Source organism: Bacillus sp. RO2 (assembly GCF_012911845.1).
GTDB lineage: Bacteria > Bacillota > Bacilli > Bacillales > Bacillaceae_I > Sutcliffiella_A.
Map to the genome: position 1 here is coordinate 90,578 of NZ_JAAXCU010000032.1, position 23,631 is coordinate 114,208.

At 40.5% G+C, this 23,631-nt stretch carries 25 protein-coding genes; 11 read left to right on the top strand and 14 right to left on the bottom strand.

Annotated elements, in window-relative coordinates; translation table 11 throughout:
* Positions 1-81 precede the first annotated feature (81 nt).
* A complete protein-coding gene (locus HF078_RS07695) occupies positions 82-231 on the top strand; it encodes a BH0509 family protein (RefSeq protein ID WP_010191652.1) in 150 nt (49 codons plus the stop codon).
* 43 nt (positions 232-274) lie between these two features.
* Here HF078_RS07695 and HF078_RS07700 read toward each other — a convergent pair whose 3' ends face one another.
* On the bottom strand, positions 275-1,228 hold the full coding sequence (locus HF078_RS07700; RefSeq protein ID WP_169290629.1) for an EamA family transporter: 954 nt from the start codon (positions 1,226-1,228) through the stop codon (positions 275-277).
* Positions 1,229-1,495: 267 nt separating this feature from the next.
* Here HF078_RS07700 and HF078_RS07705 point away from each other — a divergent pair, with 267 nt between their 5' ends.
* On the top strand, positions 1,496-3,397 hold the full coding sequence (locus HF078_RS07705; protein WP_169290603.1) for a heavy metal translocating P-type ATPase: 1,902 nt from the start codon (positions 1,496-1,498) through the stop codon (positions 3,395-3,397).
* Positions 3,398-3,630: 233 nt separating this feature from the next.
* Here the strand turns inward: HF078_RS07705 and HF078_RS07710 are convergent, their stop codons facing one another.
* Together HF078_RS07710 and HF078_RS07715 are read right to left on the bottom strand one after the other, a co-directional pair.
* Positions 3,631-4,455, bottom strand: a complete 825-nt coding sequence (locus tag HF078_RS07710; protein ID WP_169290604.1) for a YihY/virulence factor BrkB family protein — start codon at positions 4,453-4,455, stop codon at positions 3,631-3,633.
* Between the two features lie 54 nt (positions 4,456-4,509).
* On the bottom strand, positions 4,510-4,866 hold the full coding sequence (locus HF078_RS07715; protein WP_169290605.1) for a YtxH domain-containing protein: 357 nt from the start codon (positions 4,864-4,866) through the stop codon (positions 4,510-4,512).
* Between the two features lie 192 nt (positions 4,867-5,058).
* Between HF078_RS07715 and HF078_RS07720 the strand changes: the two genes are divergently transcribed.
* From HF078_RS07720 to HF078_RS07735, 4 genes are all read left to right on the top strand, one after another.
* On the top strand, positions 5,059-5,283 hold the full coding sequence (locus HF078_RS07720; protein WP_010191662.1) for a DUF1128 domain-containing protein: 225 nt from the start codon (positions 5,059-5,061) through the stop codon (positions 5,281-5,283).
* Between the two features lie 340 nt (positions 5,284-5,623).
* On the top strand, positions 5,624-5,791 hold the full coding sequence (locus HF078_RS07725; RefSeq protein WP_169290606.1) for a hypothetical protein: 168 nt from the start codon (positions 5,624-5,626) through the stop codon (positions 5,789-5,791).
* Positions 5,792-5,878: 87 nt separating this feature from the next.
* Positions 5,879-6,745 carry a metal-dependent hydrolase gene (locus HF078_RS07730; protein WP_169290607.1) on the top strand — a complete coding sequence of 289 codons (867 nt, stop codon included), beginning with the start codon at positions 5,879-5,881 and terminating at the stop codon, positions 6,743-6,745.
* 315 nt (positions 6,746-7,060) lie between these two features.
* Positions 7,061-7,225 (top strand): hypothetical protein, encoded by a 165-nt coding sequence (locus tag HF078_RS07735; protein ID WP_169290608.1) that lies wholly within the window; start codon positions 7,061-7,063, stop codon positions 7,223-7,225.
* Positions 7,226-7,382: 157 nt separating this feature from the next.
* On the opposite strand, the gene HF078_RS21040 is transcribed toward HF078_RS07735, so the two are convergent.
* The 5 genes from HF078_RS21040 to HF078_RS07755 form a co-directional block, all read right to left on the bottom strand.
* Complete coding sequence (locus HF078_RS21040; protein ID WP_010191666.1) at positions 7,383-7,517, bottom strand: hypothetical protein; 135 nt, start codon at positions 7,515-7,517, stop codon at positions 7,383-7,385.
* A 66-nt stretch (positions 7,518-7,583) separates the two neighbouring features.
* The gene (locus HF078_RS07740) at positions 7,584-8,825 is read right to left on the bottom strand and encodes a S1C family serine protease (RefSeq protein ID WP_169290609.1); all 1,242 of its coding nucleotides are present in this window, start codon (positions 8,823-8,825) and stop codon (positions 7,584-7,586) included.
* A 104-nt stretch (positions 8,826-8,929) separates the two neighbouring features.
* Positions 8,930-10,354 carry a sensor histidine kinase gene (locus tag HF078_RS07745; protein ID WP_169290610.1) on the bottom strand — a complete coding sequence of 475 codons (1,425 nt, stop codon included), beginning with the start codon at positions 10,352-10,354 and terminating at the stop codon, positions 8,930-8,932.
* Positions 10,351-11,028, bottom strand: coding sequence for a response regulator transcription factor (locus HF078_RS07750; RefSeq protein ID WP_169290611.1), 678 nt, complete (start codon positions 11,026-11,028; stop codon positions 10,351-10,353). The genes HF078_RS07745 and HF078_RS07750 overlap by 4 nt, the downstream gene beginning before the upstream one ends.
* Before the next feature lie 209 nt (positions 11,029-11,237).
* Complete coding sequence (locus HF078_RS07755; protein WP_205831554.1) at positions 11,238-11,630, bottom strand: DnaJ family domain-containing protein; 393 nt, start codon at positions 11,628-11,630, stop codon at positions 11,238-11,240.
* 170 nt (positions 11,631-11,800) lie between these two features.
* Between HF078_RS07755 and HF078_RS07760 the strand changes: the two genes are divergently transcribed.
* On the top strand, positions 11,801-13,096 hold the full coding sequence (locus HF078_RS07760) for an NCS2 family permease (protein ID WP_169290612.1): 1,296 nt from the start codon (positions 11,801-11,803) through the stop codon (positions 13,094-13,096).
* 153 nt (positions 13,097-13,249) lie between these two features.
* Here HF078_RS07760 and HF078_RS07765 read toward each other — a convergent pair whose 3' ends face one another.
* Positions 13,250-13,699, bottom strand: coding sequence for an NUDIX domain-containing protein (locus tag HF078_RS07765; protein ID WP_240951700.1), 450 nt, complete (start codon positions 13,697-13,699; stop codon positions 13,250-13,252).
* A gap of 183 nt (positions 13,700-13,882) precedes the next feature.
* The gene (locus HF078_RS07770; RefSeq protein WP_169290613.1) at positions 13,883-14,200 is read right to left on the bottom strand and encodes a hypothetical protein; all 318 of its coding nucleotides are present in this window, start codon (positions 14,198-14,200) and stop codon (positions 13,883-13,885) included.
* Positions 14,201-14,533: 333 nt separating this feature from the next.
* On the opposite strand from HF078_RS07770, the gene HF078_RS07775 reads away from it, so the two are divergent.
* On the top strand, positions 14,534-15,334 hold the full coding sequence (locus HF078_RS07775) for a DUF4397 domain-containing protein (protein ID WP_169290614.1): 801 nt from the start codon (positions 14,534-14,536) through the stop codon (positions 15,332-15,334).
* Positions 15,318-15,989: a class F sortase gene (locus HF078_RS07780; protein WP_240951701.1), complete on the top strand. Its 672-nt coding sequence runs from the start codon at positions 15,318-15,320 to the stop codon at positions 15,987-15,989. The genes HF078_RS07775 and HF078_RS07780 overlap by 17 nt, the downstream gene beginning before the upstream one ends.
* Before the next feature lie 33 nt (positions 15,990-16,022).
* On the opposite strand, the gene HF078_RS07785 is transcribed toward HF078_RS07780, so the two are convergent.
* Positions 16,023-16,595 (bottom strand): hypothetical protein, encoded by a 573-nt coding sequence (locus HF078_RS07785; RefSeq protein ID WP_169290616.1) that lies wholly within the window; start codon positions 16,593-16,595, stop codon positions 16,023-16,025.
* Between the two features lie 218 nt (positions 16,596-16,813).
* On the opposite strand from HF078_RS07785, the gene mreBH reads away from it, so the two are divergent.
* On the top strand, positions 16,814-17,821 hold the full coding sequence (gene mreBH / locus HF078_RS07790; RefSeq protein WP_060664306.1) for a rod-share determining protein MreBH: 1,008 nt from the start codon (positions 16,814-16,816) through the stop codon (positions 17,819-17,821).
* Positions 17,822-18,315: 494 nt separating this feature from the next.
* On the opposite strand, the gene HF078_RS07795 is transcribed toward mreBH, so the two are convergent.
* From HF078_RS07795 to HF078_RS07805, 3 genes are all read right to left on the bottom strand, one after another.
* Positions 18,316-19,407, bottom strand: a complete 1,092-nt coding sequence (locus tag HF078_RS07795) for a nitric oxide synthase oxygenase (protein ID WP_169290617.1) — start codon at positions 19,405-19,407, stop codon at positions 18,316-18,318.
* A 133-nt stretch (positions 19,408-19,540) separates the two neighbouring features.
* On the bottom strand, positions 19,541-20,395 hold the full coding sequence (locus HF078_RS07800) for a YitT family protein (protein WP_169290618.1): 855 nt from the start codon (positions 20,393-20,395) through the stop codon (positions 19,541-19,543).
* A gap of 436 nt (positions 20,396-20,831) precedes the next feature.
* Entirely contained in the window at positions 20,832-22,160 is a 1,329-nt protein-coding gene (locus HF078_RS07805) for a polysaccharide biosynthesis protein (RefSeq protein ID WP_169290619.1), read from the bottom strand.
* A 189-nt stretch (positions 22,161-22,349) separates the two neighbouring features.
* Between HF078_RS07805 and HF078_RS07810 the strand changes: the two genes are divergently transcribed.
* Positions 22,350-23,078, top strand: a complete 729-nt coding sequence (locus HF078_RS07810) for a TspO/MBR family protein (protein ID WP_169290620.1) — start codon at positions 22,350-22,352, stop codon at positions 23,076-23,078.
* Positions 23,079-23,631: the final 553 nt, after the last annotated feature.

The window sequence follows — 23,631 nt, forward strand, 5'->3', positions numbered from 1 at the left end:
TTGTTCCATTTCTAAATATTCTGTTATATAATAATATAAATCGAACATACACTGTACTAATACAAAGGAGGAGAAGAGAACATGAGCAGACAGGAACGTAAAAACATGATTAATTTTATTGAAGTGATGAAGAAGGCAGATCGTGAGTCATTGGCTTTTATGACGGATGCCGATATCGAGCATCTATACAATAATGTTTACGAGCAAATGATGATTCATCAAAGTCTCTAAAATCGAAGTTCCACCCAAAAAGAAAAAACTGCAACCTCCCACATCAAGCGGAAGGTTGCAGTTTTTCATTTTGTGTTACTTTTGCTTTTTTCTGTCCATTGACAATAATGATCCCTACAACCACAAGCATTAAGCCAATCAATATGGAATAATGCATAACTTCATCTAAAAACACACCAGATAGCATTACACCAAACACAGGTACTAGGAAAAGGTACATCGACACTTTACCAACCTTGTTATATTTCATTACGTTGTTCCACAGAATAAAGCCTGCTGCGGATAAAAATGCAAGATACACCACAAGCAACAGCGTATACCCATTAAAGGCAAATGGAAGAAACCCTGCGCTAACTCCACCAACGACAATTAACCCTACCGACCCGAACAACATTTGATACGCCGTTAGATAAGACACATTCATGGATGCCGCGCGTTCTTTTGCCATAATGTTTCCATAAGCAGAAGCCATCATCGCCAGCAAAAGAAGTAACTCCCCTATTCCAAATTGAACACCCGCACCGGCTTTTGGCAAATTAACCACTAACACGCCACCAAACCCCAATGCTATACCAATCCATTTCCTGACAGACAAGGAATCGTCGGCATATAAAAAATGAGCAAACAAAATTTGAAAAAACGAAGCCGTTCCAGCTATAACTGCTCCCTGCATTCCCGTTGAATAACTTAAACCAAAGTAGAACAATAAATATTGCAAGAAAGTCTGTACTAACCCTAGCTGTGCCAATGGAATGATAGTCGCTCTTCTCAGTTTTAGCGGTTGGCTCAATAGGGTAAAAAATAGAAAGATCATAACACCAGCGAGGAAAAATCGATAGCCAGCAAATAAAAGCTGCTTGTCATAATCACTCGCCCCTATATCTAAAGCAGTATAACTTAGTTTAATGGCAGGAAATGCACTGCCCCACAGAAATGTCGCAAACATCGCTGCTGCAATGATACCAAGCTTGCTTGTAAAAAATTTTTCAGCTTTCACGGCCATTCACCTTCTCTCCAAGCTACATTATACACACAAGAATTATATCTTACATACTGTATAGTCTTGGAAAAGAAAAAATACTGGCAATCTCCATTGCATTAATCTATAATAATAACTAGATAATAATTAATATAATTTATTGATAATTACTCTCAGTAGAAAAGACTCCTTATAAGTGTTGCTGCTATCACATAGATGGCAGCTTTCATCATTTAATTAGGTTACTGATGTTGATTATTTTTCTCAATTAGGAGGTTGCATAATATGAAAGAAATGACAGAAAGTCTACAAAAAGAATCAGTTCTCACCAGGTTCACCACTCACATCGAACTTATTTTCGCCATAATTTCAGGGGTACTAATTTTTACAGGTTGGATATTGTTAAAGTTTGATATCCAAACCGTTGCTGTCCCTATTTTCATTCTTTCGTTTTTGATTGGTGGATACTTTAAAGCAAAAGAAGGCATACAAGATACCATCGAAGAAAAAGAACTGAATGTAGAAATGCTGATGATCATTGCAGCCATTGGTGCTGCAATCATCGGGTATTGGATGGAAGGCGCCATTCTTATCTTTATTTTCGCACTAAGTGGCGCTTTAGAAACATACACAATGAACCGGAGTCAAAAAGAAATTTCCGCCCTCATGGACATTCAACCTGAGGAAGCATTAAGAATAATGGGTGACAAGGAAGAACGAGTGCATATTTCCGAGCTTGCCATAGGTGAACACGTACTTGTTAAACCTGGCGAACGTATTCCAACAGACGGAAACATTGTCAGAGGAGAATCCGCGATAGATGAAGCTGCCATCACAGGCGAATCGATCCCTCTTGAGAAAAAACAAGGCGATGGGGTCTATGCAGGAACCATGAACGTTAACGGCTCAATAGTGGTGGAGGTCACCAAACTCTCTACAGAAACCTTGTTCCAAAAAATTATCAATCTTGTCCAAAATGCTCAAAGTGAAAAATCTCCTTCTCAACAATTTTTGGAACGTTTTGAAGGACCGTATGTGAAAATTGTCCTTGGGGTTGTTGCTGTCATGATGGTTCTCCCCCATTTCCTTCTCGGATGGAGCTGGAACGAAACCTTTTACCGGGCGATGATTCTTCTTGTTGTTGCTTCTCCTTGTGCACTAGTTGCTTCCATTATGCCGGCAACATTGTCTGCCATCTCCAATGGTGCGCGCAAAGGAATCTTGTTTAAAGGCGGCGTGCACCTGGAGAATTTAAGCCATCTGCAAGCCATCGCTTTTGATAAAACTGGGACGCTAACGAAAGGAAAGCCTGAAGTAACAGACGTGGTAGTCCGTGAAAATATAACGGAAGACGAATTCTTATATATTGTCGGTTCCATTGAAAGCTATTCTAACCATCCGCTCGCACAGGCAATTACAGCATATGCCCGAAAAAATAGCCCTAAACCTCTCATACGTCCGGATCACTTGGACGATAAAGCAGGCTGGGGAGTAAAAGGAAACTTACATGATAAGGAATATCTTGTAGGCAAGGCCGATTATGTTGGGACAGATACTGCCAAATTGTTTGGGGATGGGATTGCAGAATCCTACACCAATGAAGGAAAAACGGTCGTTTATGTAAAAGATGAAGCAGGAATTGTCGGCATTCTGGCTTTAAAAGATGTTATCCGCAAAGAAACCGTAGAAGCTATCAAGCAACTTCGTACTCTTGAGGTTCAGACCATTATGATTACTGGTGATAGCGAACGCACAGCTGCGGCCATTGCAGATCAGGCTGCTATTGGAAAATTTGTAGCGGAATGCTTGCCAGAGACAAAAGTAGAAACCGTAAAAAATTTAAAAGAAGAATATAACATGGTCGGAATGGTTGGGGACGGGATAAATGATGCTCCGGCACTCGCAACAGCCAATGTAGGAATAGCAATGGGGGAAGGCACAGATGTAGCACTTGAAACTGCTGACGTCGTACTGATGAAAAATGATCTAGTGAAAATTGCTGAAGCCATAAAGCTATCGAAAAGAATGAACAAAATCATTAAACAAAATGTCATTTTCTCTATCACAGTAATTATGCTTCTAATCAGTTCCAACTTCCTTCAATTCATTGACCTTCCATTCGGTGTCATTGGCCATGAAGGCAGTACCATACTTGTTATCCTAAATGGATTAAGATTATTACGATAGATTCACCATAAAAAAGCAGCGAGGCCATATGCCCGCTGCTTTTTTGCTATCTAGTGATAGCCGTTTTGCCCGTTTGCACTTCCTGAAGTTTTATTCTTCGGTTTGTGCTTAGAGTTTTGTTTTGTACCGCCATCTTTTTTCGTATGCTTTGTCATGAAAGGTCCCTCCGATTTGGTTAGAGTGTCTTTCAACAATAGATTTCCCTTTTGAGTGAAAAGTTTGTCTGGGAATTTTTATCGCACAAAGCTTTTCTTCCATTGCAGCAAGATTGCATTGATTTCTCCACCAATGATAATCATCAGACCTGAAAGATAAAACCACACAAGCAGAACAATTATCCCTCCAAGACTTCCATACATCGCTGTATAGTTCCCAAAGTTGCTCACATAATAGGAAAACAAAACCGAAACAGACATCCAACCGATTGTTGCAAAAAAAGAACCTGCCAACACATCCTTTAAGTGAAGACGGATGTTTGGTGCAGCCAAATACAAACAAGTAAAAACAAAAAACAAAATGACAAAACTTACTCCCCACCTAATGGTATTCCAGATGGTGATAAATTCTTCTGACAGGCCGTAGGAGGAAAAAATAAACAAACCGATCTCCCTACCAAAAACAGGCAATAACAACGCCACAATAATGACAAATACCATCGCAAGGGTTAACAAGATTGCCGTGCCTCTTACAATGAAGAAATGTCTATTCTCATTTACATCAAATGCCCTATTGAACGCCCGAACAATTGCATTAATTCCATTAGAAGCAAACCAAATCGTCGCGATGATCCCAAAAGACAATAAGTCTCCACGTTGTTCATTTAGGATGCGAACTACATTTGATTCAATTAGAAGCATCGTATCTCCTGGAGCATACTGGTGAATCATTCCTAACACATCATCCTGTGTAATCGGCACATAAGCAATTAGGGTGAGTAAAAAAATAAGAAACGGAAAAAGAGATAATAAGAAAAAATACGCTAACTCTGCTGACATACCCAATGCTTCATTCCGATCTAGGCGATGAAACAGCTGTTTTCCAAAACGTAATATCCCCATTCACTCTCCTCCAGCACGTATCATTTACTCTATTCTATTGTGAGCAAGTCCACCTTACGACAAGTTTTTATTCTTTCGCTCTGCTGAATCCAAATGCTTAGCAATAACTTCTTTAGTTTCTGAAACTATCTCGAGCATCTGAGGTGTCGTTTCTTTTAACTCATTCACTTTAGAACGAAGATAATCAATATCCTTCGATACATCTTCCACTTTTGTTTTTACAGATTCGATTTGATGACGTACTGAATCAGCAATTTCCTGTGGATGCTGCATCGCATACTTTAATTTTGAACCAACACACCTGCCATTATGTATGACTGTGGTTCTTGTATTTTTATCTAATAAAGAAATGGCCCCACCGATAAGCGCCCCAATCAACATACCATCCACTAATTTATTTCTGTTCCCCATAATAATCTCTCTCCTATCCAATAGTTTTTCTTTTACATACATTTTCCGTCAAACATACCTTTATTATAAACATATTTTGAAACTTTCACGAATCTTGTAATGGTTTAATACCCTAGTTTCCATAAGAAGATACTGTTTTTTCTCCATTCGTGATAAAATAAGGAAAAGCTATTGAACGAAAGGACGGTTCAGATGAACTTAACAGAAAAATCAACAGAAAATGTAGAATATATGATTGAAGCCATCAAAGGCAAACTCAAAGTATTAAACCTTGGCGCCATTAAGCCTTCCCATTTTGATGAAGAAATGTATGAAGAGTTAAAAGATATTTATGAACTTGTCATGAGAAAACCATCATTCAGCCCGAACGAAATGCAAGCAATCGCAGAAGAACTGGGCAACCTGCGTAAACAATAACTTGAATTCTAAAACACTTACTTCGGTAGGTGTTTTTTTATCTAAAATACTTTGCTAAACGCCGCTGTTGATTTCCGCAAATGGCTTCGCTTTCCTAGGGGCTGACGAGAGCCTCCTCGGCTTTGCCTGCGGGGTCTCCACCTAGCGCTATCTCCCTCAGGACAAGGAAGGCTTCGGCAGCGATTCATCGCACGAAGAAAATGCGTAGCATTTTCGAGGAGTCTTCGCCTTTTGCTCCAATCAACAGCTAAAAAATTTACAGTTTCAACATTCACCCTAAATTATACATAGTACTAGCCCTACTTCCTTGTGCATATAAGTGTACAGAGGGGGGATAAGCATGGCTTTTCTATACGCAGCAACAATAGGATTTGTCTTATTATTATTTTTATTGATGGGCATCTTTCTCTATAATGTCTCACAAGGACTTAACAAAAAAGACGCCATAGAAATTGATCCTCTGCCTCCAGAACCGACAGAAGAAAATGAATCAATAAACGCAAAATGAAGCAACCTGCAGAAGGTTGTTTCTTTTTTTATTTGGACTTAATAAGGTAAAATAAATAAGGAATAGACATACAATGAGGTGGCTTATTTGGATACGATTACCCATACACTTTTTGGGATGACCATATACGGTGCAGTCGACAAGCGCCAAGATGACAAAAAAACAAAAATAGCAATGTTTGTCTCAGCTGTTGGGGCAAGCCAAATTCCGGACAGTGATGTCATCTCCAGCCTCTGGGATACAGAAGGCATGTATCAAATGTGGCACAGAGGCATTACCCACTCATTGTTTATGGTTCCGATTTGGGCATTGCTTTTCTTTCTAATTAGTATCTGGTTTTTGAAGAGAAAAGATTGGCGTTTTCTCTGGGTCCCGCTTATTGCTGTTTTCATCCATAACACATCAGACTTGTTCAACGCTTGGGGAACAGGATACCTAGAGCCATTCTCCACTATAAGAATAACCTTTGGCACCATCCCCATTGTGGATTTTGTTATCTGGATAGTTATTGCTCTCGCCTTTTTCGCCAGAAAGCTTTGGAATAAAGAAAGACATCAACTTTATCGCTTGGTGTGGGTTCTGATAATTGCTCATATTGCCTTACAGACTAGCCAGGGATATCTGTTGTATAAGCAATATGAAGATAAATACGATCAAGTCGCATTGTCTGCAAGTTTCCTCCCTTGGCACTTTTCTATCATAGGTAAAAATGAACATACCGTGGAAATCTTTGATGATGCACTTTTCACAGAACCTAAATTGCAATACACATTAAAATCCGCAGAAGAAGCCGACCTGGACACACTATTTGCCGAAGTTCCAGAAGCAAAAACCTTATACGAATGGTCTCCATTTGTAGTAATAGTCGATGACAAAGAAAAACTGGGCATCTACGACCCAAGATTCTACCGAAACGGCCAATCATTCCTATTTGAATATATAGAAAAACAGTAAATGTAAAGTATTAACATATCCCACTTGCTTGTTGAAAAAAAGTTACGAGACTCCTGCGGTACTTAATAATTTACAGCTGTGGATTGGAGCAAAAGGCGAAGACTCCTGAGGGAGATAGCGCTAGGTGGAGACCCCGCAGGCGTAGCCGAGGAGGCTCCAGCAGCGCCCCTAGGAAAGCGAAGCCATTTGCGTAGATCAACAGCGGCGTTTGAGGATATATCATAAATTTTCGTTTTTTTTAGCTTTTCATGTATATTATTCTACTAAACTGGGAATACTATCATTAAATACTAAAAACAAACGAGGTGCTAGAAGATGATAGTTTCAAAGAGATACTTTTTAACGGACATGGAACGTGAAAGTGTAGAACAAACATTAGCTAACAAAGGTCACCTGCGTGAAGAAGTTTTAGGAATGGATGATGAAGAAATCATTCACATCTACCAAAAATACATGGTTCAAGAACTAATTACGAAATAAATAGATTTCCCTTACAAAACCGTGACAAATGTCCGGTTTTTTAGTTTGACCAAATTTAATAATCTTTTTCAAAATTGTTAAAGAACCACAAAAGGCGACCAGTTACCACTCTTGATAACAGATCGCCTATATATATTTAAGGGGGGAGAATATATGGTTATTGTGGGCTTAATCCTTTAATAAGATCTAACCTGGGTTTTACGACTTCTACCTTAATTCCTTTAGCTTTGTACTTATCGACAATCTTCCTGACGTCGATTCCTTTTTTGGCTTTTTCTACAGTTTTTTGCATGTTTCAATCCCTCTATTCATTAGATTTTTGGACTTTCACACATACATATTTGATCTATATTCTACACTAGAACATTTGCTTAACTAGTTTCATTTCAGTTTCTTCCAACTTGCCATCACGATAATAAGTAACTTTCATCGTATCGCCGATATTTTTTTGGCTATAAAGGAATTTTCTTAAACCAAGTGCGTCCTTTATTTCTTGGTCATCTAGTTTTACAATTACATCGTATTGTTTAAGATTAGCCTTATCTGCAGGAGAAGTTGGTTCTACTCCTGTAACGACGATTCCGCTTTTCACTTCTTCAGGAAGCTTTAAAGTAGACCTTTGTGCTTCAAGTGGCACATCAGATAGGGAAGCTAAGCCTACTCCCATAAACGGTCTTTGCACTTCTTTATGCTTCTCCAGATCTTCGATGATCGGTTGAACAGCACGAATAGGGATGGCAAATCCTATTCCTTCTACTCTTGATTGAGCAATTTTCATGGAGTTGATTCCGATAACTTCCCCACGAAGGTTAACAAGTGCTCCACCACTGTTCCCTGGATTAATGGCAGCATCAGTTTGAATAACATCTGCTTCCCAGTCAGCCTGGCCATTTTGATCTATGTCAACGGGAATAATCCGCTCTTTTCCACTAATGATTCCTTGTGTTACAGATCCAAAAAACTCAAGTCCTAGAGGGTTACCAATAGCAATGACCGGTTCACCTAAGGTGATTGCATCAGAGTCACCGAAAGTTGCAACTTGTTTAATGTTTGCATCATCTACCGTCAAAACAGCCAAATCTGTCAATGCATCGCTGCCAACCACTTCAGCTTCCACTCTCGTTCCATCCACCAAGCTTACTTCCACTTTCGAAGCTCCGTCAATAACATGTGCGTTAGTTACAATATAAGCTTTACCGTTCTCCTTTTTGTAAACAACACCTGAGCCGGTTCCAGCCTCCTGATCTCCCTGTGCGCCTCGTGGGTCAAACAAGGAATTTCCGCCACTTTGTATATTAACTACCCCAACTACAGCTTCAGAAACGTTTTCTACCGCATTTGTGATGTTTGTTTGTATTTTTTCATATTCCACTTGGTCTGTTTGAACTACAGAGTTGGTTTCTACACTCATTGGTGTTGATTCAGTTGCACCTGCTTCATTGTTATCCATGTAAAATCCCCAGTCCAAAAGGACGGGTAACATGGCTACAATTCCAAGCGCACCTACAACTCCTCCTGTAACTGCTGCAAAGACTACTTTTCCGAAGCTTTTTTCTTTCCTAGTTCTCTTTTGAGTTACATGATCGTCATAATAACCCATACTCGCTTCACCTCATCAGTTTTTTATCTACTTTTATTTAACCCTATTAGGATGAAAGTAATCTTAAAGAAAAATGAGAATATGATGAGAAATTTTCAGTTACGCTACTCTTGTTGTGTTTCTTCTAGTACACCATTCAGCTTAACAGTAATCATCGTCCATTCTCCTTCTACACTATCCGCTATAATGGTACCTTTGTAATTCGTCACCATTCTTTTTGCGATGGAGAGTCCAAGTCCTTGACCACCTTTTTCTCTGCTCCGTGCTTTATCAACTCTATAAAAACGATCAAAAACTTTTTCTAGATCATCTTTTGGAATTCCAATCCCATAATCTTTTATGGATAAGGCAAATTGGTCTTCTATTTGTTCTGTAACAATCTCAACTGTTGTGGAACCATTAGAATATTTCACGGCATTATCAAGTAAAATGATGAGAACCTGCTCCAAATGCCTTTCTGCTATGGCTACTTTCATATCACTATTTAAGTTATTCTCATACTTAAATGAGAGAGAAGGGTAGAGCAAGGTGAATTTTTTCACAACCTCTTCTACCACATGGACAGGTTGTATGAAGTCCTCTGCTAATTCCAATCTATCTGATTCCAGTCTGGTGAGTTCCAGCAACTCATAGACAAGCATTTTGAGCCGTTCTACTTCTTGTTGTGAAGCCTTTAGTGACTCTTCCAACACCTCAGGATCATTTTTCCCCCAACGATTGAGCAGTTTCAGATGTCCCTCTAAAATGGATATTGGAGTACGCAATTCATGGGAGGCATCCTCTACAAATTGTTTTTGTTTTTGGAAAGAAATTTCTACATCATCCATCATTTCATTGAAAACATTGGACAGATCTGCTATCTCATCCTTTTGGTTTTTATCCTGCGGCACCCGTTCTTTAAAGCCGCGCATCTTAATTCGTTTCATTGTATCCGTGAGCGCTTGGATTGGGGCAAGGAGTTGTTTGGCAATAAGCATACCGCCGACTCCGCTCAAAAGAATGGCTCCAGCACCAGCAGACCATGTGACAAGAAAAATCAGTCCTCGAAGCCGCTCATAATTCTTTAAGTCTCTTATTATTTCTATGTACCCAATAAATCCATTGGTAATCACGGGTTTTCGATGAATGAGATAGTGTTTTCCATTTACCTTCACATGCTCAAGGTTTTTGCTTTCCACTGGTGTGATAAGTAATTCTCGAGGGAGATTTGTTGCAACAGCAACCAGCAGAGTCCCTTCTCTGTCGATGACACGGATAAGTTCATTCGTTTCATTTACTTTCTCAATAAAACCGCTGCTATTAACTATCTCAGACCTTCCTATAAAAAATGGTTGTTCAGAGAAATATGCTTGTATTTCTTTCATCTTTTCCTGAATATTACGTTCCTCTTGTTCAATCATCCACGTTCTCATTACATAATATTGAACAGAATTATAGGCTACAAAGAGGACAAATAATACTAATGATGACCAAATAGTTATTTTCCATCTGATTGGCAGTTGCTTAATATATCTTTGCAATTTAGTCATTTTCTCATCACGTAACCTGTGCCTCGTACTGTTTGGATATAGCTCTCTTCGTTTGGTTTATCAATCTTATTGCGCAGATAACGGACATAGACATCAACAACATTTGTTTCAGCGTAAGAACCTAGCTCCCATACTTTATCTAACAATAGTTCCCTTGTTAGCACCCTGTTAATATTGGTTATGAACACCACAAGAAGGTCGAATTCCCTTTTTGTCAGTTCAATCTGTTCATCCGCCCTCGTGACGGTTCTTGCATCCAGGTCTACTTTCAGCTCTCTGAATGAAAGAATATTGTGTGCCTCTTCCTTCTTCCCTTCCATACGGCGGAAAAGTGCACGAATTCTTGCAAGTAGCTCCTCAATTGCAAATGGTTTGGACATATAGTCATCTGCACCACTATCAAGACCTGATACCTTGTCCATCACACTATCCCTTGCAGTCAGCATAATGATGGGGGTTTCTTTGGCTGCACGTATTCTCCGACAAACTTCCATCCCACTAAGTCCGGGTAGCATCAGATCTAGCAAGATTATATCCCACTCTTCTTTTAATGCGAGATCAAGTCCCTCTCTCCCATCATAAGATGTGGCAACTTCAAAACCTTCATATTGTAATTCCAGCTCAATAAAGCGAGCAAGATTTTTTTCGTCTTCTATAATAAGTACTTTGCACATGGTTGCACCTCCACTTTAAGTGTGGGTTCTATGATTTATTTTAGACGAATTGCCTAATTTTGAGTCTCTCTTTTATACTACCTAAATATTGGTGCTGGTGGGATGAGAATTTGATGAGAATTGAAAGTGTAATGTTGGTGTAACGTCTATGTAAAATAAAAACCGAGTTCACCTAATTCAAGAGGTGACTCGGTTGTGGATTTTATAGTTTAATCAAACCTTTTCATGATTTGGTTCTGATAGTCTTTAAAAACTGCTGAGTTGGCATCTTTTTTCTTCTTTTGGATGAGTTGCTGTAATCGAAGTTGTTTTTCAGTCAGTCTTTGGTTCAACCTGGCTTCCTCTAAATCACTATGCGCTCCTTCGATAAGGTCCTCCAAATATTCAATTTCTGTCCGCACTTGTTGTTCTTCCATCATTCCGGCATTCTTCATCATTTTGTAGGCCATTCTCATTTCTGGAGGAACATTGGATAAGTCTTCAAGTTCCAAACGTTTTCCGTATCCTGGCAGGTTTTCAAATTCTCCATCTTCATAAGCTTTTCTAATTTTTTCATCTGTTAGTCGAAAAAAGTCCACCGCACTCACCCTTTTCCTTTTCATTACTACCAGTTTACCCCATTTATATATAAAAGAATGTGTATTTTTTCTGAACATTCTAACAACACTCAACGAAATTTACTATTGTCGGAAGGGTGTTTGCGCGTTATAATACATGTTTGTGGGTCCTGTGCGGCCGGGTGGGAGAGGGAAACTGAATAAGGTGTTTTATTATGCTTCAATGGATGAAGAATTCATTTGATTTGGCTGGTCATGAGACGACTCTAAAGCGTGAAATGATGGCCGGAATGATCTCTTTCTTTACCATTGTGTACATTATTGCTGTTAATGCAACGATTCTTGCAGAAGCAGGTATTCCGATGGAAGCCGGAATCATCGCCACTATCCTCACTTGTGTAGTGGGCTGTTGGCTGATGGGGTTTTGGGCAAATGCGCCGATCATCCTCGTTCCGGGTATGGGAATCAACGCTATGTTTACCTATACGTTGGTTCACTCTATGGGATTAACTTGGCAAGAAGCATTGGGCGTTGTAGTGGTTTCTGGTGTGATAGTAACGATTATTTCGTTTACAAAACTTGCACAAGTGCTACTCGAGGCAATTCCAAGCTCTTTAAAGCATGCGATTACGGTTGGGTTAGGATTATTTTTGACCCTGATCGGTTTAGAAAAAGGCGGTCTTATCGTAAAGGGTGAAAACTCTCTACTATCACTTGGAGATGTTTCTAATCCCTATGTGGTTGCCACAATTCTGACTGTTATTTTAGCCGTTACGTTATTTATGCGAAATGTCCCAGCCAACTTTTTAATTAGTATTGTTGCTGGTACAATTATTGCAGCTGTTTTAGGAGTGGTAAGCTTTTCTGATGTTGGAGGAAGTGCTTTACCGATGGATAGCTATCTTTCCTTATTTGGTGCCGTTTCTTTTGCAAAGATTGGAGAGTTCACATTTTTAGTGGCTGTCTTCTCTTTAACGATGGTTCTCCTGTTTGAGAACATCGGGCTTATCAACGGACACCTTGGAATGATTAACCGCCCTGAAAAGTTCAAACGTTCCTTCCAGGCAAACGGAATTTCCATTTTAACAAGTGGATTTTTCGGTACCAGCCCTACCGTTTCGACAGTGGAAACGGCAGCAGGTATCGCCGCTGGCGGAAGAACCGGTGTAACAGCAATAACGACAGGAAGCCTATTTTTGCTTTCCTTGTTTGCGATTCCCTTCATTAAAATAATTCCTGGCAGTGCGATTGCGCCAATTTTGATTATCATTGGTGTATTGATGCTTCAATCGGTGAAGCAAATCGACTTCCAAGACCTATCAGAAGGATTCCCTGCATTCTTAGTAATTGTAATGATCCCATTCTCTTACTCTATCGCAGACGGAATTGCATTCGGATTCATCGCCTACCCGCTAATGAAGCTGGTACTAGGCAAAGCAAAAGAAGTCTCCGCCCCACTCTATGTGATCGCGGCACTCTTCTTCCTGACGTTTCTAACAAATGTGCATTGATGGTTCGAAGATTGATTTTAGATTGATTGATATATATGAGTAGAAAGATATGAAAAAAAAATCCTTGAGGGGGTCAGACCCCTCAAGGATTTTTTTAGTTAGTGTCGAATACTAAATGGTTGCACCAAATTATCCTTTATTCGTATTCTATCTTTATCGTACAAACGCCTCACGTCGATCTGAAAATGCATCGACGAGCCATCTTGGATGCATAGGCAACAGGTCATGCGGCAATTTGTTTGGGGCGAAGAATTCTAGTTCAATCAATGCAGGGTCCTTCTTAGTTGTTGTCCCTCCCGTAATTTCCGCTTCAAAATAGGATGTGACAAACTGGACTAAGCGCCCATCCGGGTATTCGAAAGTTTGTGATTCTGGATCTGAGTACACTCCAATCAGGCGGTACGGATCGACCACCAGCCCTGTATCTTGATACACCTCGCGCACAGCCGCTTCCTCTACTGTCTCACCGGGCTCTACATGCCCGGCTGGAATGGTCCATAAACCCACATCTGCTCGCTTTTGTAATAAGATTCTTTTTTGTTCATCAAAGATGATCACTGCCACTGCAGGATACATGCTAATTGGTTTTTGTTTATTCATCATAGGAATACTCCTAACACTACTTTTTAACCTAGTCTAACGCGGTCTCACGCTACTTTCAACGGAAAGCCCAAGGCATAGCCAAAAATAGGTCTTTATTCCAAATAAATTATTCCATATTGTTCTTATTTATGGTTAGATGCTACCAATCTTACACTCTACCCCCATAAAAAAACCAGCGTCCTATTAAACACGCTGGTTCATTCCATTCATTGTGCGAATCTCTTCTTTGGTCACTTCCGTACCCAACTCATAGATGGCTACAAGAATTTTATCTAGTATTAATTGCTGTTTGTCCCTATGTTCTTGGGTGCTTTTTTCATTTAGCGGGCTTTTGAACGCATCTGGACTATATTCTGTCGTATGCAACTCCTCAAAAAGTCTTTCAATCTCATGAATTTCTTCCTGTGTTGCAAGAACTTCATAATATTTAACCTGATCGTCAAAAGGTTCCCTGTGAATCTGGCCTGTTTCCATTGTTACATAATAAGTAAACTTATCCAATGTGATTCCCTCCTTTCAAACACCAATACCTTACGCACTTTTTGTGTTGCTGGTGGACGAGCTTTTTCTTTCTTTATAATATCGGAATCCTTCCTTCACCAATATCGGCAACACCGCAACAAACACTCTTTTAAATAGTTTACTCATTTTATCGCCTCCTTGTTTTATAGTCTTGTAATACCCGCACTCCTCACTCATAAAACAAATTCATTTTTTAATAGAGCACATTCAAGAGCATATAATTAGTTTTAATTCAAAGTAATGTGGTATATAGTAGTTATACAGGAGATGAACATCACCTGTACATAAATTATACAAAAGGGAGAGATTTGATTGAAGAAGTTACGTTTATTGATTGCAGGTATCGCAAGTATTTTGGCATTCTCGGTATTAGGAAGCTTTGCAAGTGCAGATGACCACGCAATGGTTCGTATCATTCACGCTTCACCTGATGCCCCGGCAGTTGATGTTTATGTAAATGGCGAAGCAACAGTGGAAAATGCAGAATTCAAAGCAGCTACTGATTATATGAACCTGCCAGCAGGAACGCACAAAGTGGAAATCTATGCAGCTGGAACAATGGGCGAAGCAGATCCGGTTATCGCTACTGATTTAACAGTTGAAGCAGGAATGTCTTATACTGTTGCAGCAATCAACACAGTGGAAAACCTTGAATTATCCGTTACCTCTGATGACAACATGATAGCGGAAGGCCAATCAAAAATTCGTGTAGGTCACTTCTCACCTGATGCACCTGCAGTAAATGTTGGATTAATCGGTGGAGATGACGTATTCTCTGGTGCTGAATTTAAAGCAGTAACAGATTACATGACACTGGATGCTGGAACGTATGATTTGGAAGTTCGAACTGCTGATGGTGGAGAGCAAGTATTAGACTTGTCTGGTACAATGCTTGAGGAAAATAAAGTTTACTCTGTGTATGCAATCAACACAGTAGACAGCATTGAAGTACTATTATTAGAAGATAACACGATGATGCCAAGCGAAATGCCTCAAACAGGTATGGGTGGCGCTTCCCAATCTAATGGAATGAACTCTTGGGCTTTGATTGCCGGTCTTCTAGTGGTTGGAGCAGCGGTTGTTGGAGTGCGTCGCTTTGCGGCACAAAAATAATAGAATATTAATTGGTCTGTTGGGAAGCCTTCTAATCTTCTCCACAGCATGTACACCCATTGTACAAAATGAAGCTGACACAAATCTTCCACCGGAGTCTGTCAAAGCTCCGGCGGAAGAAATAGCTTCGCAGGTAGATGAGAATCCTACTAAACCAGACAAAGAAAATCAAACAAGGCAAAGCAAAACGGAAATTGTAACTCCTCCCAAAGGCATCATTCCTACTCGGCTCACCATTCCTGCCATCAATGTTGATGCGAATGTGAAACCATACGGACTCGATGAATCAGGTGCGATGGCTGTTCCTGAAGACGGGGAAACTGTCGCTTGGTTTGAACCTGGAACAAAACCTGGTGCAAAAGGTAATGCAGTCTTGGCTGCACATGTTGACGACTACACCGGCCCCGCCATTTTTTTCTATTTGAAAGATTTGGAGATTGGTGACGAGATTATAGTGGAAGACGGTGACCAGACCTTAACCTTTGTTGTCACAGGGAAGGAAGCCTATCCGTACAACCAAGCACCCATTCGGACCATATTTGGACCAACAAACAAGCAACAATTGAACTTGATTACTTGTACAGGCCTATATGATCGTAAAACAAACAACCATCAAGAACGGCTTGTTGTCTATACGGAATTAAAAGAAACCTGAAGCTTCTCTATAAAAGAGAGAACTTCAGGTTTTTTAATAGGTTTTAATGGAGAAGGTGATCTTACCCTCTTCAGATTCACGATAAGTAATACCTGAAGCATCAAACGAAGAAAGGAGCACTTCTTTTTCTACTTTTTCAAGCTTTTCAAGTTCAGACAACTTTTCCTCGATGTCTTCTTCTCCCAGCCTAACACTCTGTTGATATTGATAGAAAAACATATACCTGGCAGTTATAAGACCCATTGCTGCTTCTTGATGCTCTTTCCACTTTAGTGGAACAGACAATTTACTTGCAGTAACCATAAGGGAACGAAATTCCTGTTCGTCTTCTTTGGCGAAAACAGAAACGGTACCATTCTTAAGGGAGTCTTCCACAGAATCGGAATAATGTTTACTTTTTATCAAAAGTTGATTCATTTCATTTACATAATTCGCTACTTCTTCCTGACTCTTCACTTTCATCCCATCATAAAAGCTTAGAAAAGTGATGATCCCCACAATTAGGGCCAACGCCATTAAGTAAAAAGTAACCGTCCTAGGATTAATATCCCAAAAGCGATCGTCTTCTAATTCTTCTATTTCTTTTTGCTCATTACGAAAAATCATAGGCAGTATATCCCCGTTTTTTTTCTAGAATATAACATAACTATCCAGTAAAATCCATGAGTTTCTAATAGTTTAATACTGTATCCACTCTTCACATTCCCCCTAAATATATTACCATATTATTCTAGCGCATTCACCCCCACAAAACGACATTCTTCGTAGAAAGTATATATATAAGAGACCTAAACTAACTAACTAAAAGATTGGGTGAATGGATTATGTTTTCAACAACTGAAATTGGGATCGACTTAGGTACAGCGAATACGCTGGTTTATAGTAAAAGTAAAGGGATTGTGTTCAATGAACCGTCCGTTGTAGCAATTGATTTAGAAACAAAGGCCGTGCTTGCTGTTGGGACAGAAGCGAAAAACATGATTGGTAAGACTCCAGGAAGAATTGTGGCCGTTCGACCATTGAAGGATGGTGTTATCGCAGATTTCGACATTACGACTAGCATGTTAAAGCAAATCATGAAAAAAGCGGGCAAAGCGATGGGTTTCTCCATCCGTAAGCCAAGTGTGGTTGTTTGTACACCATCTGGTTCTACGTCTGTTGAGCGTCGTGCTATTCAAGACGCGGTAAAAAACTGTGGTGCAAAGCACGTTCATTTGATTGAAGAGCCTGTAGCTGCTGCAATCGGTGCAGACTTACCGGTAGACGAGCCTGTGGCTAACGTGGTAGTGGACATCGGTGGAGGTACAACTGAGGTTGCCATCATCTCTTATGGCGGCGTGGTATCTTGTAACTCTATCCGTGTAGGTGGAGACCAATTTGATGATGATATCGTGCACCACGTTCGCAAAAATTACAACCTATTAATTGGGGAACGTACTGCTGAGCAAATCAAAATGACGATTGGTTATGCACTAGTGGACCACGAAGAAATCACAATGGAAATCCGCGGTCGTGACCTTGTTACAGGTCTACCAAAAACAATCGAATTGCATTCTACTGAAATTCAAAAAGCAATCAAAGAATCTTTGTTGCACATTCTAGAAGCAATCCGTGCAACACTAGAAGATTGCCCTCCTGAACTAAGTGGGGACATTGTAGACAGAGGGGTTATCATCACTGGTGGTGGAGCTCTGTTAAACGGCATGCAGGAATGGTTAAGCAATGAAATTGTTGTGCCTGTGTATGTTGCACCAAATCCATTAGAGTCTGTTGCGATTGGGACAGGAAAATCATTGACTGTTATTCATAAGTTGCAAAAGGCTGCTACTTGATTATAAAAAATAAGATAAAAACCGAGCTCTTCTTAGGGCTCGGTTTTTGTTTGTCTAAAAACTTCATAAAACTTTAGTTGTTTAGTTAATTACCGCTGTTCCTTTCCGCAAATGGCTTCGCTTTCCGCGGGACGGTGCTTGAGCCTCCTCACTTCGTTTCGGGGGTCTCAACCTACCGTTTCTCCCCCGCTGGAGTCTTCGCCATTTGCTCCAATCCACAGCTAGAAATAACGTAAAAGAAACGTTATTGGCTTATCAAATTCGGTTAGTTAACTTTATTGACCTTAAGTTGAATAAAGTCCCCTTGTTGATTTTAGTGGAAGGCGCGTAGACGCCCGCGGGAGGAAGGGACAGGTGAGACCCCTGAAGCGTTGTGAGGGAGGCTCACGGACCACCCGCAGGCAAGCGAAGCGCCAGGAACGGAAATCAGCCGTCATATAATATTTTCTAATCAAAATAAAAAGCCCCTCCCCATCCACGGGAAGAGACCTTATTCAATACAACCTATCCTGATAAAAATAATTCGGCAGCACTATTTTATTCTCATACGACTTATGGAAGATATGTGTGGCAGCAGGAGACACCGGTGGAATCAACCATGCCCATTCTCCTGTTACATGTCGGCAGCTTTGTGCTTCCCTCTCCTCAAAATGCTTAAACTGCATCGCTGCCGTATGATGATCGACAATGCTGACGCCCTTTTCCTTAAAGGAGTGGACCACCGCTAAATTCAACTCTATCAACGCCTTATCCTTCCACATCGTCGCATTCGTACTCATATCAAGCTCCATAAGGGAAGCAACTTTTGGAAGCATATTGTATCTATCCACATCTGCAAGATTTCTCGCACCGATCTCTGTTTCCATATACCATCCGTTAAACGGGGCAGCAGTATAGTGGATGCCGCCAATCTCTAAACGCATATCAGAAATTAGTGGAGTTCCATACCACTTTAAACCCAAATCATCAAACGCTGGTATAGTAGGATGCACGATCGGCACTTCATGCACAATGTTATCTGGTATGGTAAATAGATGCGGCTCCGCTCCATCCACCTGCACAACCAATGGCAAAATATCAAAATGAGTCTTTGCCCCCTCCCATCCTAGTTCCTGACATTTTCTAGTGAACTCAATGGATGCAGGGTCCCCGATAATTCCGTAATCGGTCTCATATCCAGCGTATCGCAATAGTTGATGATTCCATATACGCAACTGTTTCTCTTCTTCTTTTTGCTGACGAAAAACAGTGATAGTAGGCTTTATTTTTCCATTGTTTGTTGCAAATTCAATGTGATGCTTCAACGCTTCTGCAATATCTGCTTCGTCTTCTAAGTGTCGACGGTCTATTACATGTAACGAATTCCAGAATAGCCTGCCTATGCAACGATTGCTGTTGCGCCAAGCCATTTTTGCACCATGTGACAACTCTTCATATGTATGTTCATAATATCCATAAAGGTCAATTTCATCTTTTATCAGCTGCAATCTGGAATTCATTTCGTCCTCGGATTTTCCCAATTCCTGATAACATTGCAGGATGAATTCCTCTGCCTTTTTTGTAAGAACTTCCTTTTTTTCTAACAATATGTCCACCTCAACTAAATTTCCCTTCTCCTATTGTAGCTTTTTGGCATAGGAAATGAAACTTTTGGGTGCTGGTAATAAATAGGGACAGGTCCCTCAACCGCAAATGGGTCGAGGAACCTGTCCCCCAAACTCACTTCGTCACCAATTGTTTAAAGTTCTGTCCTAATATTTCTTTCATATTATGAACGGTAATAAACGCCTGTTCATCCGTTGCACCGATGAACTTTTTCAATTTAGAGAAGTCTTTTTTGTTTAAGATGGTGGTAATTACTTCTTTTTCATCAGAGGTAAAGGCACCTTTTGCATAGTGTATGGTTGCCCCACGGCCCAACTGCCCCACGATATAGGAGCGAATCTGATCACTTTCACTACTTATGATGACCACTTCCCTCATTTCGTTCACCTGCTGAAGTACGTAGTCAATAACCAAGCCATTTAGGATGACGCCGAATACGGCATACATCCCTACTTCTGGTCCGAAAACTAAAATGGAAGATAAAGCAATAAAGATATCTGCCAACAGGACGCCGCGACCCATATCAACCGAAAAATATTTATTTAAAATCAATGCAATAATATCGGTCCCTCCCGTGGAAGCACGCTGATTAAATACAAGTGCCATTCCAAGCGCTGCAATGCATTGCCCTATGATCAATTGAATTAAAATGTCCTCACTAAATGGCCCGCTAATAGGAAAAAGAGCCTCTAAGAGCCATACCATTACAGACAGCATGACACTCGCATAAATCGTTTTTGCTCCAAATCCAAATCCAAGAAGTAAAAAACCCACAACAAATAAAAGTAAATTGACGATCAACATTAACACACCGATAGAAACCATTGGGAACACATCGTTTAATATAATGGAAAGCCCACTTACTCCCCCTGTTGCCAAGCTATTGGGAGAAAGAAAAAAGTGTACATGTATCGCTACAAAAAGAGGACCTACGTGCAAGAATAAAAGTGTTTTCAAGTGTTTGTTCATAACGGTCAGCCTCCCTCTATTTTTTTACAGTCTAGTTGGGATTATAAAGACCCTGACCAAGCATGTAAACACATAAAAAAGAAGTTGCACAATTGAAAGCGGATTAATTTTTTTCACGTGAAACAAACGTTTGTTTAAACATTTCTTCTTGCTTAAAAGCAAGTCACTGAAAACTTAAATATTATGTAATTAGTGAATTCTAGCTGTTGATTGGAGCAAAAGGCGAAGACTCCTCGAAAATGCTACTCATTTTCTTCGTGCGATGTATCGCTGCCCGAGCCTTCCTTGTCTGTCCTAAGGGAGATAGCGGTAGCTTAAGACCCCGCAGCAGAGCGAGGAGGCTCAAGCACCGCCCCTAGGACAGCGAAGCCATTTGCGGAAATCAACAACGGTGTCAAAACCATATCTTAAATAAGAGATTCTTTCAGTGGCTTCCTTAAACAGAGGGAGAATCTATCCGTTTCAACCACAAGGTGACATGGATTTTGTTGCAAACAGTAAAATAATGCATCAACGTTAAAAGCACCATCCCCGTATTCATGCCAAGGATCACCCCGTTCATTTGCAGACTTGGAAGTGAACCGAGAAGAAACATAAGTATAAATGAACTACATGTTGACCAGATGGAGTGTAAGAAAGCATCTTTAATTAACCCTAAACCTATCAAATATGCCTGTAATGGCGAGACAAACAAATGAAAGAGAAAGAATGGCCATAATAGTTGCACATAAGATGCAGCATGAGAATTTTCAAAAAAGACATTGGTCAGCGGGATAGCAAAGTGATAAAAGACCATCACAATAGGAATGCCATAAAAAAAGGTGATAACCATCACTTGCTTTAACAGCCTCTGCATTTTCCTAAAATCATGATTCGCATGAGCCTCAGACACTGTGGGAATCAGGACTATCAACAACGAGTGGGCAATAAATCCAGGAAAAAAGCCAATGGTCAGCGCCACCCCTGCAAGAAGCCCAAACTCCTCGAGTGCAATGGTATGGCTGAGTCCTGCTTTTACAAGCGCTATTTTAATAAGAAAAGGTTGAATTGCATTGGTGACGGCATGGAAAAGTCTCATCCCTGTTGTAGGAATGGAGACCTCAAGCAAGCTCTTCCTCACTGTTCTGCCATCAATTCGGGCCGCAGCCTTCGTTTTTAATTCGATATACTGGAGCCTGTACATATAAAGAAGATACAAACAGACAATCAGCTCCGTCGCCACCAATGTACAAAGGGCGATAAGGATGGAAACCTCCAACGTAAAATGGAAGAAATGATACACAAGAACAAGTAGACTCAGTTGCACTATTTTTCTTAGAAAGTTAGAGATCGCAATTTTACCCATATGCTGAAGGCCCATAAAGTATCCTCTCGCGATAGAAGAGAAGGAAATGACCGGTATCAAAATCAGAACCAACCATTTTACAAGTGGATGGTAGTGCTGAAAAACCGGAACAAATGGCAGAATGATAGCTGCAACAAACAGCACCATCATGGTAAAAACAATGGTCAGCCTCATGGCATGATGAAGCATACTTTGGTGATATTTCTCTTCTTTGGCAGCGACAAATTTGGAAATAGATATTGGCAACTCCAAACTCGAGATGACCACTACCAGAAAAATAACTGGCAGGACAGACATATAAAGCCCCATACCTTCTTCTCCAAGGTTTTTTGCCAATACCATATTTACAATAAATTCTATGCTTTCTCCTAGAAAGGCGGCGATTGCCAGAAGGAGTGTCCCTTTGAAAAATTTATTCATAAATGAAATTGTCCCCTCTCCAACTCTCACTCTTGAAAATCCATTTCCTATTTTATGAGACAGGTTGTGAAAATATGGCTGGAATGTTGTGAGTCCTTCTACTTATTCTTCATCCCTGGCATATTCGGAAGGTTATGGATGTTCCTCAAAAGGAATAGTAATAGTAGAGAGAAGAAAGGAGTGTTTCGGATGTGGAGACTTTTATTGAACATCGCAGCATTTATATTGGTCATAGTTGTAAATTATCTTGCTAATGCCCTTCCGCTTAATGGGCTTACTACAGGCGATATCGCGAACCGTATCACCGTTCTTTTTCAACCTGCAGGCTATGTATTTTCCATCTGGAGTTTAATCTATCTTTTGCTAGGTATTTGGATTATTCGTCAGTTTCCGAAATCACGGAGGGACCTGCCTATATATGTGAACACTAGTGGCCTTTTTGTCTTAAGCTGCTTATTGAACAGTGCGTGGGTGGTATTGTGGCATTACGGATTCTGGGTGACAACGGTGGTTGTGATGATTAGCTTATTGTTAACACTAATCGCACTATATACGAAAATGCGCGCATCTAACCCCGGCAAGCTGGATTTTGCAACGTTCTCCATTTATCTTGGCTGGATTAGTGTCGCAACCATTGCCAATATCAGTTATGTTTTGGTTGAAAAGGGCTGGGATGGATTTGGATTATCAGATGTGACATGGACGGTCATCATGCTCGTTGTGGCCACGCTTTTAGCTATCTGGTTCCGAATTTCTCAAGGCGACTGGATTTATCCACTAGTGTTCGTATGGGCATTTATTGGAATCGGTGTGAAGAATATGGAGGAGTATAGCAATGTCGCTTATGTTGCGTATGCCTTGGCTGCCGTGATTTCGGTGATGACGTTGCTTGGGGGTAAGGTTGGTAAGAAAGAGTAGTTATATTGTTATATGATGGATTTGCCGAACAGTATTGATTTGTATGAATGAGGACAATGTTTCCTCTTTTTTAACCGCGGAGGGCGTCATTCCCCTCCTATGAGGACAATGTTTCCTCCTTTTTAACCGTGGAGGGCGTCATTCGCTCTCTATGAGGACAATGTTCCCTCCTTTTCAACCTTCGAGGGCGTCATTCGCTCCCTATGAGGACAATGTTTCCTCCTTTTTCACCGTGGAGGGCGTCATTCGTTCTCTATGAGGACAATGTTTCTTCCTTTTTAACCTTGGAGTGCGTTATTTCCTCTCTATGAGGGCAATGGTTCTTACTTTTGCTCCCTGGAGGTCGTCATTCTGTTTTTATGATGAAAATGTTACCTCTTTTTCAACGGTGCAGAGCGTCATTCTCTCTCTATGAGGACAATGTTCCCTCTTTTTACACCGTGGAGGGCGTCATTCGCTCTCTATGAGGACAATGTTCCCTCCTTTTACACCGTCCAGGGCGTCATTCGCTCTCTATGAGGACAATGTTTCCTCCTTTTTAACCGCGGAGGGC

Excerpts from the sequence above, each read along its gene's own strand:
- HF078_RS07785 (WP_169290616.1), bottom strand. The coding sequence starts at position 16,595 with ATGATTTTTCGTAATGAGCAAAAAGAAATAGAAGAATTAGAAGACGAT.
- HF078_RS07755 (WP_205831554.1), bottom strand. The coding sequence starts at position 11,630 with ATGAAAAGGAAAAGGGTGAGTGCGGTGGACTTTTTTCGACTAACAGAT.
- HF078_RS07710 (WP_169290604.1), bottom strand. The coding sequence starts at position 4,455 with ATGGGGATATTACGTTTTGGAAAACAGCTGTTTCATCGCCTAGATCGG.
- HF078_RS07765 (WP_240951700.1), bottom strand. The coding sequence starts at position 13,699 with ATGATGAATAAACAAAAACCAATTAGCATGTATCCTGCAGTGGCAGTG.
- HF078_RS07715 (WP_169290605.1), bottom strand. The coding sequence starts at position 4,866 with ATGGGGAACAGAAATAAATTAGTGGATGGTATGTTGATTGGGGCGCTT.
- HF078_RS07745 (WP_169290610.1), bottom strand. The coding sequence starts at position 10,354 with ATGACTAAATTGCAAAGATATATTAAGCAACTGCCAATCAGATGGAAA.
- HF078_RS07735 (WP_169290608.1), top strand. The coding sequence starts at position 7,061 with ATGATAGTTTCAAAGAGATACTTTTTAACGGACATGGAACGTGAAAGT.
- HF078_RS07750 (WP_169290611.1), bottom strand. The coding sequence starts at position 11,028 with ATGTGCAAAGTACTTATTATAGAAGACGAAAAAAATCTTGCTCGCTTT.
- HF078_RS07725 (WP_169290606.1), top strand. The coding sequence starts at position 5,624 with ATGGCTTTTCTATACGCAGCAACAATAGGATTTGTCTTATTATTATTT.
- HF078_RS07740 (WP_169290609.1), bottom strand. The coding sequence starts at position 8,825 with ATGGGTTATTATGACGATCATGTAACTCAAAAGAGAACTAGGAAAGAA.
- HF078_RS07705 (WP_169290603.1), top strand. The coding sequence starts at position 1,496 with ATGAAAGAAATGACAGAAAGTCTACAAAAAGAATCAGTTCTCACCAGG.
- mreBH (WP_060664306.1), top strand. The coding sequence starts at position 16,814 with ATGTTTTCAACAACTGAAATTGGGATCGACTTAGGTACAGCGAATACG.
- HF078_RS07810 (WP_169290620.1), top strand. The coding sequence starts at position 22,350 with ATGTGGAGACTTTTATTGAACATCGCAGCATTTATATTGGTCATAGTT.
- HF078_RS07805 (WP_169290619.1), bottom strand. The coding sequence starts at position 22,160 with ATGAATAAATTTTTCAAAGGGACACTCCTTCTGGCAATCGCCGCCTTT.
- HF078_RS07800 (WP_169290618.1), bottom strand. The coding sequence starts at position 20,395 with ATGAACAAACACTTGAAAACACTTTTATTCTTGCACGTAGGTCCTCTT.
- HF078_RS07720 (WP_010191662.1), top strand. The coding sequence starts at position 5,059 with ATGAACTTAACAGAAAAATCAACAGAAAATGTAGAATATATGATTGAA.
- HF078_RS21040 (WP_010191666.1), bottom strand. The coding sequence starts at position 7,517 with ATGCAAAAAACTGTAGAAAAAGCCAAAAAAGGAATCGACGTCAGGAAG.
- HF078_RS07760 (WP_169290612.1), top strand. The coding sequence starts at position 11,801 with ATGCTTCAATGGATGAAGAATTCATTTGATTTGGCTGGTCATGAGACG.
- HF078_RS07695 (WP_010191652.1), top strand. The coding sequence starts at position 82 with ATGAGCAGACAGGAACGTAAAAACATGATTAATTTTATTGAAGTGATG.